1 protein-coding gene is annotated in these 483 nt (G+C 66.5%); it reads left to right on the top strand.

What is annotated here, in order from left to right:
• Positions 1-117: 117 nt before the first annotated feature.
• The coding region (locus tag EN786_RS36030; RefSeq protein ID WP_135910018.1) for a double zinc ribbon domain-containing protein at positions 118-483 on the top strand (366 nt) is incomplete at its 3' end.

Genomic DNA, 483 nt, shown 5'->3' with positions numbered 1-483 from the left:
AGCGCCCGGCGTTTGCGCGTAAGCCAGATCTCAGTGTCGATCAAGGGCTGCAATGAAATCTTCCTGTTGTCCCCGCGGGCCGCGGTGGTGTTAAGGTGGCGCGGGGCTTCCTTTCACGTGGCCGATCCGGTGCACAAGATCAAGACCAGCGCGGTTCCGGACATGACGCGGCAGGCACTGGCCTGGCCGGCGCGTCTGTTGTTTCCGCCGGTTTGCGCCGGCTGCCGTCGCCATGTGTCGCAGCCCGGCGTTTTGTGCGGCGCCTGCTGGCCGAAGCTTCGGCTGCTGGAGAAGCCCTGGTGTCCGGTGATGGGCACGCCTTTCACGCATGACATGGGCGAGGGGTTTCTGTCGGCGGAAGCGATCGCCGATCCGCCACCCTTCGAGCGGGCGCGGGCGGCTGTCCTCTATTCGGGCGTGGCGCGGCAGATGGTGCAGGGTCTGAAATATCAGGACCGCACCGACCTCGCGCCCTGGATGGCG

This window comes from Mesorhizobium sp. M4B.F.Ca.ET.143.01.1.1, assembly GCF_004792275.1.
In the GTDB taxonomy this organism is placed as follows: Bacteria; Pseudomonadota; Alphaproteobacteria; order Rhizobiales; family Rhizobiaceae; genus Mesorhizobium; species Mesorhizobium abyssinicae.
The sequence above is the reverse complement of the archived record's forward strand: the minus strand, read 5'-3'. Positions and strand labels throughout refer to the sequence as shown.